This is a genomic window from Bacteroides sp. NSJ-48 (genome assembly GCF_014287405.1).
GTDB lineage: Bacteria > Bacteroidota > Bacteroidia > Bacteroidales > Bacteroidaceae > Bacteroides > Bacteroides stercoris.
The window spans coordinates 40038-48373 of record NZ_JACOOD010000031.1 but is presented as its reverse complement, the minus strand read 5'-3'; the positions used below and the strand labels follow the sequence as shown (position 1 = coordinate 48373).

Sequence of the window (8336 nt, the reverse complement as noted above, 5' to 3'; positions counted from 1 at the left end):
TTTTGGCCGTCAAACCTTGTTTTCGGGGGAATACCTAAAGATACAAAAAAGCCAACTAATTCGCAATAATTTGTGTATGAATTAGTTGGCTAATTTTGTAATATTTAATGAATGTCCCTCTGATACCGGGCCCCAAAGCCGTTCAGGAAGCAGACACCCGTTCTGCACCAGACGGACTTATGGAGTTGCCAATCCGTACCGCCAAATAAACATCAGGAAAAGAGAGGAGATGAACAATCACTTGTTCATCTCCTTTTCCAATATCTTTATCCTTTCCAAAGTTTTTCCCGCTTCAGTAGAAGGAAACTGTTGAAGGACTTTCTGCAAATAATTCTTAGCCTTATCATATCCGTTAGAGAACACATCCGACAGTCCGTTACGATAACCGGCATATTGCATACGTGTGGGAGAAACGATTTTCTTATAATTATCTTCCAGCGTCTTCTTCTTTTGCTCGGCTTGCAGGTAGTAATAATTACCCAAAAATATATTTGCCTGAAGATTATCTGCATCCAAAGCCAGCACCCTTTCGTAAAGTTTCAGAGCATCCTCCGTCTCTCCGCGCATCATCTGCATCTCTGCACAAGCCACAAGACCGGGAATATCTTCCGGATAATACTGCAACCACTCTTTATAGAAAAGGTATGCTTTGTCGTAATTCCGCTTATCTTTATAATAAGCAGCCAGTTCTTGTACAAAACGAGGAGCCACCGCACTGCTCTTCTCAACGCGGGTCCAATAAAACATCTCCGCCTGCTCCGCTCCCATGCTTGCAGCCTGACGGAATAAACTCACAGCATAATCATCCTTACCGACTGATAAGGCATCGGACACTTTCTGCAACAACACATCTGCCGATTGTGCCCAAAGTGATATTGGGCACAACAGGAACCCAAAGAAAAGTAAAGTTAAGGTCTTCATATTTTAAGTCTATATAGTTTAACAGCCCGAGATCGTCCATAAGAAGTCACCTACAAATTTACAAACTTCCCCGTCAACCATCAATAGACAAAAGTAGAAATATAGTTAATCTTTCCCACTATTTTTCCTTTTCTGTGTACCTTTGCTTCCCATTAAACAAAATATTGCAAATGAAGCCCATAGACAGACAGATATTACAGATAGCCTTACCTTCCATCATATCGAATATAACCGTGCCTTTGCTCGGACTAATCGATGTGGCTATCGTGGGACATCTGGGTTCTCCCGCCTATATCGGCGCCATTGCGGTAGGCGGCATGCTGTTCAATATTATTTATTGGATATTCGGATTTCTGCGCATGGGAACCAGCGGTATGACATCACAGGCTTATGGAAAACGGGATTTACCGGAAATTGTCCGGTTGCTGATACGTTCCGTAGGCATAGGGCTGGCTGTGGCTCTTTGCCTTATCCTGCTGCAAGTACCTATCAGACAAGCGGCTTTCCTTATTATCCACCCTACGGAAGAAGTCAGAGAAATGGCGACGCTCTATTTCCACATCTGCATATGGGGCGCTCCAGCCATGTTAGGATTATACGGGCTCTCCGGATGGTATATCGGTATGCAGAACTCCCGCATTCCCATGTACATAGCCATCGCACAAAATATCGTAAATATCATTGCCAGCCTCAGCCTTGTCTATTTTTTCAAGATGAAAGTAGAAGGCGTAGCTTTGGGAACACTGATTGCCCAATACGCGGGTTTCTTCATGGGACTTATGCTGTGGATGAAGCATTATGGCAAACTGGAAAAGCATATCGTCTGGAAAGAGGTATTGCAAAAAGAAGCAATGGTGCGCTTTTTCCAAGTGAACCGCGACATATTCCTACGCACGCTCTGCCTGGTGGCTGTCACATTATTCTTCACTTCTGCAGGTGCTTCACAAGGTGAAATCATCCTGGCAGTAAACACGTTGCTGATGCAACTCTTCACCCTTTTCTCTTACGTAATGGACGGCTTTGCCTATGCGGGAGAAGCCCTGAGCGGACGATACATAGGTGCCCGCAACCGGAAAGCATTTACCGATACCGTCCGGCATCTGTTTATATGGGGCGCCGGGCTGACCGTACTGTTCACACTGGTCTATGCCTCGGGAGGCAATGCTTTTCTGGCACTGCTGACCGATGACCGGAACGTAATAACCGCCGCCGACACTTACTTCTATTGGGCGCTTGCCATACCCGCTGCCGGAATTGCCGCCTTTATCTGGGACGGCATCTTTATCGGCGCAACGGCAACGCGCGGCATGCTTCTCTCCATGGCAGCCTCAGCCGTCAGTTTCTTTGCGGTGTACTACGGATTCCACACGGTTTTAGGCAACCATGCCCTGTGGCTTGCTTTTCTTGTTTACCTGTCCATGCGGGGCGCTATGCAGACATTGCTCAGCCGGAAGGTTATGGAAAAAAGCTTTCACTAAAGGCATTTCACGATGAGGTTGCCATAAGCCCCATTAATATTTATTCGCAGACAAATGAAAGCAAAAACAAACCATACCTATTATCTTTGCCCGAAAAAGAACGGAATGCCCGATATTACACCCAATCCCGAAAATACACTGCACATCAAGAACATGGTCTGCAACCGTTGCATCATGGTGGTGAAAAGCCAGCTTGAGCAACTGGGGCTGCACCCGCTTTCGGTAGAACTGGGCATCGCCGTCCTGCCCGACGCAGTCAGCGACGAAACGTATCAGCGTGTAAAAGACTCGCTTGAAACATTCGGGTTCGAACTGATTGACGACAAGAAATCACAGACAGCAGAGCTGATAAAAGATGCTATCATCGAATTGGTACATTACGATGACAACGGACTGAAAACCAATCTGTCCGATTACCTGGCATCCAAGTTGCACCGGGACTACAGCGCATTAAGCAAGCTTTTCTCGGAAACAACCAACACCACTATCGAAAAATACCTCATCGCACAGAAGATAGAGCGCGCCAAAGAACTGCTGATGTACGGGGAGCTATCCCTGAACGAAATAGCCGATATACTGAACTATTCGAGTGTCTCCTACCTCAGCGCCCAGTTCAAGCATGTAACCGGAATGACTCCCAGTCACTTCAAGAAGATAAAGGGGAACAAACGCAAGCCGCTTGACGAAATATAAGCAGAATCTTATAAATCATATCCCGAATTTTACAACTATCGGACAACTTCCTTGCCGTATCTTTGTTCCATAAAAAAGTTTATCCACATTAAACTAACAGTTTATTCCTATTAAACTTCAAGTTTATTCCTATTGAACTTCAAGTTTATTCCCATTAAACCGGAAGTTTATCCTGGAAAAAATAAATTGTACTACTATTGATATGACAAACAAAAGCATCGTTCAAGAAACCTTTCCCGTAATGGGAATGAGTTGCGCCTCATGCTCCGCAAGAGTGGAAAAGACGCTGAACCGCCAGCCCGGCGTCCGAAAAGCAACCGTAAATTATGCTTCGGCAATGGCAACTGTGGAATATGACTCCCAAAATTGCTCTCCCGAAGCCCTGCAGCAGGCCGTGCAGAATGCCGGATACGACTTGCTGATTAAACAGGATGAGAATACACCGGATAAAGTGGAGCAGGCGCACGACAAAAAATATCGCGCGCTGAAATTCCGCGCCACATGGGCCATCGTCTTGTCCGTGCCCGTTATGGTTATCGGCATGTTCTTTATGGATATGCCGTACGCCAATCTTATTATGTGGCTGTTCTCTACTCCCGTCGTATTCTGGTTGGGAAGAAGTTTCTTTACCAGCGCATGGAAACAACTGAAACACGGCACCGCCAATATGGATACGCTGGTAGCCAACAGCACCGGAATCGCCTACCTGTTCAGCCTGTTCAACATGCTGTTCCCTGAATTTTGGCTGGAAAGGGACATCCATCCGCACGTCTACTTCGAGGCTGCAAGCGTCATTATCGCCTTTATCCTGTTAGGGCGGTTGCTGGAGGAAAAGGCTAAGGGAAATACCTCTTCCGCCATCAGGAAACTCATGGGTCTGCAACCCAAAACGGTAACCGTTATCACCGGCCCCTCATCTGAGAAGGTTGTTCCGATTGAACAGATTCGTCCGGGAGACATTATTTTAGTGAAACCTGGAGAGCGGATTGCCGTGGACGGCATCGTTACGGAAGGTAGTTCGTACGTGGACGAAAGCATGCTGAGCGGTGAACCGGTAGCAGTAGCCAAACAAAAGAACGCCAAAGTCTTTGCCGGCACTATCAACCAAAAAGGGAGTTTCCGGTTCAGCGCGGAGAAAGTAGGGACGGATACGCTGCTCGCTAAAATCATCCACATGGTGCAGGATGCGCAAGGCAGCAAAGCCCCCGTCCAGCAATTGGCAGACAAGATTGCAGGCATCTTCGTGCCGGTTATTATCGGCATTGCCGTGCTGTCCTTCATCGCATGGATGTTGCTGGACGGGCAGAACGGCTTTACACACGGATTGCTGGCGCTGGTTACGGTACTTATCATCGCCTGCCCGTGTGCCCTGGGACTTGCCACACCCACCGCCATCATGGTAGGCATCGGCAAAGGTGCGGAACGGGGCATTCTGATAAAAGACGCCGAAAGCCTGGAAACCGCCAAAAAGATTGATACGGTGGTACTGGACAAGACCGGAACCGTGACCGAAGGAAAGCCGGTAGTCGGCGATTTAATTTGGGTAACGCAGACGGCAGCGCATGAAAACATCTTCTACAGTCTGGAAAAGTTATCGGAACATCCGCTTGCCGAAGCGGTAGTCCGCCATTTACAGAATGCCCGGGACGTAAGTATAGACAACTTTGAAAGTATTACCGGCAGAGGTGTGAAAGGCGAGTCGGACGGAAAGACCTATTATGCCGGCAACCGGAAACTGCTGGAAGAAAACCGGATTACCGTCAGCCGGTCGCTAAGCGATGAAGCCGTCCGCCTGGCAGCGGATGCGCAGACCGTCATCTGGTTTGCCGACAGTGAAAACGCACTTGCCATAGCCGGGATTACAGACCAAATAAAACAAAGCTCCATACAAGCCGTCAGCGAATTGCAAGCCGCCGGCATCGAAGTCTATATGCTGACGGGCGATAACGAAGCCACTGCCCGGGAGATTGCACGCAAAGCCGGCATCCTCCATTATCGGACGGGGGTGCTGCCGCAGGATAAGGCCGCCTTTATCGGCAGCCTGCAGAAAAACGGCAGGAAAGTGGCAATGGCAGGCGACGGCATCAACGACAGTGCAGCTCTGGCGCAAGCCGATTTAAGCATTGCCATGGGCGGCGGCAGCGACATCGCCATGGATGTGGCCAAGATGACCATCATCTCTTCCGACCTTACAAAGATACCGGAAGCGTTGAAACTCTCCCGACTGACTGTGCGCACCATCCGTCAGAATCTGTTTTGGGCGTTCATTTACAATATAATAGGCGTACCCGTTGCAGCCGGCGTACTCTACCCCGTCAACGGCTTCCTGCTGAATCCAATGATAGCCGGTGCAGCCATGGCATTCAGCAGTGTCAGCGTAGTAACCAACAGTCTGCGGCTGAAAAGGAAAAAGATAGAGAGCACGGAAAGCCCTGCCGCCAACCCGGCAGGACAACCGGAAAATAAAGTAGAACCATCAACTGAAAACGTCATGAAAAAAGAATTTAAAGTGGAAGGCATGATGTGCAACCATTGCCGCATGCATGTGGAAAAAGCATTGAACAGTATGGAAGGCGTACATGCCACCGTAACCCTCAACCCGCCGGTAGCGGCCGTGGAGTTTTCGGAAGGCGAAAAGACACTCGACGAGTTACAGGCAATGGTCACCGCCCAAGCCGGCGACTACACGTTGAAAGAATAACCGGAAATTGTTTATACCGATTGGCATTATTTTTCTATCTTTGCCGCTAAGCGAAATAAATTAATAAACTATGGCAACATACAAAAGAATCTTACTGAAACTCAGCGGCGAGAGCCTGATGGGAGAAAAGCAATACGGCATCGACGAGAAACGCCTTGCCGAATATGCGGCACAGATTAAGGAAATACACGGAATGGGCATACAAATCGGCATCGTTATCGGCGGCGGCAACATCTTCCGCGGACTGAGCGGCGCCAACAAAGGTTTCGACCGCGTCAAAGGCGACCAGATGGGTATGCTGGCAACCGTTATCAACAGCCTTGCACTGAGCTCGGCACTGGTAGCGGCAGGCGTAAAGGCACGTGTGTTGACTGCCGTCCGCATGGAGCCTATCGGCGAATTCTACAATAAATGGAAAGCCATCGAGTGTATGGAAGCAGGTGAAGTGGTTATCATGTCTGCCGGAACGGGCAACCCGTTCTTCACGACCGATACCGGTTCCAGTCTCCGCGGCATCGAAATAGAAGCGGACGTCATGCTGAAAGGCACACGCGTTGACGGCATCTACACCGCCGACCCGGAGAAAGACCCTACGGCAACGAAATTCCACGACATCACTTACGACGAAGTGCTGAAACGCGGCCTGAAAGTCATGGACCTGACGGCTACCTGCATGTGCAAGGAAAACAACCTGCCCATCATTGTCTTCGACATGGACACCGTAGGCAATCTGAAGAAAGTGATGCAGGGCGAAGAAATAGGGACGCTGGTACATAACTGACATTCCTCGGCGTACATCCGCCGGTTTACATTAATGGATACGGATTTAGATTTACACAGATTATCGGATAAAATAATCTGTGTAAATCTGTGTAATCTGTCGTGAAACAATTATATTTGCAAAGTTTCAAACTAAAAGCTACTTCAAACAATAGAAATATGAAAGACGTAAAAGACATCTTAGACGAAGCACAAGAGAAAATGGATATGGCCGTAATGTATCTGGAAGAATCATTGGCCCACATCCGTGCCGGAAAAGCCGATGTTCGTTTGCTGGACGGAATCCGTGTCGATTCTTACGGCAGCATGGTTCCCATCAACAACGTAGCAGCCGTAACCACTCCGGATGCCCGCAGTATCGCCATCAAGCCGTGGGACAAAAGCATGTTCCGTATCATTGAAAAGGCAATCATCGACTCCGACCTCGGTATCATGCCCGAAAACAACGGCGAAATTATCCGCATCGGCATTCCCCCGTTGACGGAAGAGCGCCGTAAACAACTTGCCAAACAGTGTAAGAACGAAAGCGAAACCGCCAAAGTGAGCGTACGTAACGCACGTCGCGATGCCATTGACGCCTTTAAGAAATCAGTGAAAGAAGGATTGGCGGAAGACGCCCAAAAAGGCGGTGAAGAGAAGCTGCAAAAGATCCATGACAAGTATATCAAGCAGATTGACGATATGCTGGCAGCAAAGGATAAAGAGATCATGACAGTATAAATATAGTTGAAAGTTGAAAGTCGAGAGTTATCGTGCGGCACGGCCGCTCCAATGACTCCTTACTTTCAACTTTCAACTCTCAACTTTCAACAATTTTGAGGGGACTGGTAATTAAAAATACAGGAAGTTGGTATCTGGTAAAGACCGACGAGGGGACATACGTTGAATGCAAAATTAAAGGCAACTTCCGCCTGAAAGGTATCCGTAGCACCAATCCGGTGGCAGTAGGCGACCATGTGCAAATCATATTGAATCAGGAAGGAACGGCGTTCATCAACGAAATTGAAGACCGGAAGAACTATATTATCCGGCGTTCGTCCAACCTGTCCAAACAGTCTCACATCCTTGCCGCCAACCTCGACCAGTGCATGCTGGTGGTAACAGTGAACTATCCGGAAACGTCCACTACGTTCATCGACCGCTTTCTGGCATCGGCCGAAGCATACCGCGTACCCGTCAACATCATCTTTAACAAGACAGATGCCTACAGCGAAGATGAGCTCCGCTATCTGGACGGACTCATCAATCTTTATACCACTATCGGTTACCCCTGCTTTAAGGTATCCGCCAAGACCGGTGAAGGTGTCGATATTATAAAAGAAGAACTTAAAGGGAAAATAACGCTTTTCTCCGGACATTCCGGAGTAGGCAAATCCACCCTTATCAATGCTATCCTGCCGGAACTGGATATCAAAACCGGCGCAATCTCCGCCTATCACAACAAAGGTATGCACACCACTACTTTCTCCGAAATGTTTCCTGTGCCTGGTGACGGCTATATCATAGACACCCCCGGAATCAAGGGATTCGGAACATTCGACATGGAGGAAGAAGAGATAGGACATTACTTTCCGGAAATATTCAAAGTCTCTGCCGACTGCCGCTATAATAACTGCACCCATCGTCACGAACCGGGATGCGCCGTGCGCGAAGCGGTAGAACAACATTACATCAGCGAATCCCGCTACGCCTCTTACCTGAATATGCTGGAAGATAAGGAAGAAGGTAAATACAGAGCAGCTTACTAAAAGAAAGGCAAAGTG

Annotated in this window: 7 protein-coding genes; 6 read left to right on the top strand and 1 reads right to left on the bottom strand. The window is 48.3% G+C overall.

The window, feature by feature from the left end; translation table 11 throughout:
* Positions 1 to 237: 237 nt before the first annotated feature.
* Positions 238 to 921, bottom strand: a complete 684-nt coding sequence (locus H8S52_RS13905) for a lipopolysaccharide assembly protein LapB (RefSeq protein ID WP_186910034.1) — start codon at positions 919 to 921, stop codon at positions 238 to 240.
* 170 nt (positions 922 to 1091) lie between these two features.
* Between H8S52_RS13905 and H8S52_RS13900 the strand changes: the two genes are divergently transcribed.
* The 6 genes from H8S52_RS13900 to rsgA all read left to right on the top strand — a co-directional run bounded on the left by H8S52_RS13900 (position 1092) and on the right by rsgA (position 8321).
* Complete coding sequence (locus H8S52_RS13900; RefSeq protein WP_186910033.1) at positions 1092 to 2399, top strand: MATE family efflux transporter; 1308 nt, start codon at positions 1092 to 1094, stop codon at positions 2397 to 2399.
* A gap of 105 nt (positions 2400 to 2504) precedes the next feature.
* Positions 2505 to 3092 (top strand): AraC family transcriptional regulator, encoded by a 588-nt coding sequence (locus tag H8S52_RS13895; protein WP_186910037.1) that lies wholly within the window; start codon positions 2505 to 2507, stop codon positions 3090 to 3092.
* Between the two features lie 202 nt (positions 3093 to 3294).
* Entirely contained in the window at positions 3295 to 5793 is a 2499-nt protein-coding gene (locus H8S52_RS13890; protein WP_186910032.1) for a heavy metal translocating P-type ATPase, read from the top strand.
* A gap of 70 nt (positions 5794 to 5863) precedes the next feature.
* Positions 5864 to 6574, top strand: a complete 711-nt coding sequence (gene pyrH, locus H8S52_RS13885) for a UMP kinase (RefSeq protein WP_186910031.1) — start codon at positions 5864 to 5866, stop codon at positions 6572 to 6574.
* Between the two features lie 158 nt (positions 6575 to 6732).
* A complete protein-coding gene (gene frr / locus H8S52_RS13880; RefSeq protein WP_005657660.1) occupies positions 6733 to 7293 on the top strand; it encodes a ribosome recycling factor in 561 nt (186 codons plus the stop codon).
* A 95-nt stretch (positions 7294 to 7388) separates the two neighbouring features.
* A complete protein-coding gene (gene rsgA, locus H8S52_RS13875; RefSeq protein ID WP_186910030.1) occupies positions 7389 to 8321 on the top strand; it encodes a ribosome small subunit-dependent GTPase A in 933 nt (310 codons plus the stop codon).
* The last annotated feature ends 15 nt before the right edge of the window (positions 8322 to 8336 follow it).

What these genes read in the sequence shown, in the direction of transcription:
- H8S52_RS13905 (WP_186910034.1), bottom strand. Translation starts at nt 921, where the DNA reads ATGAAGACCTTAACTTTACTTTTCTTTGGGTTCCTGTTGTGCCCAATA.
- H8S52_RS13900 (WP_186910033.1), top strand. Translation starts at nt 1,092, where the DNA reads ATGAAGCCCATAGACAGACAGATATTACAGATAGCCTTACCTTCCATC.
- H8S52_RS13895 (WP_186910037.1), top strand. Translation starts at nt 2,505, where the DNA reads ATGCCCGATATTACACCCAATCCCGAAAATACACTGCACATCAAGAAC.
- H8S52_RS13890 (WP_186910032.1), top strand. Translation starts at nt 3,295, where the DNA reads ATGACAAACAAAAGCATCGTTCAAGAAACCTTTCCCGTAATGGGAATG.
- pyrH (WP_186910031.1), top strand. Translation starts at nt 5,864, where the DNA reads ATGGCAACATACAAAAGAATCTTACTGAAACTCAGCGGCGAGAGCCTG.
- frr (WP_005657660.1), top strand. Translation starts at nt 6,733, where the DNA reads ATGAAAGACGTAAAAGACATCTTAGACGAAGCACAAGAGAAAATGGAT.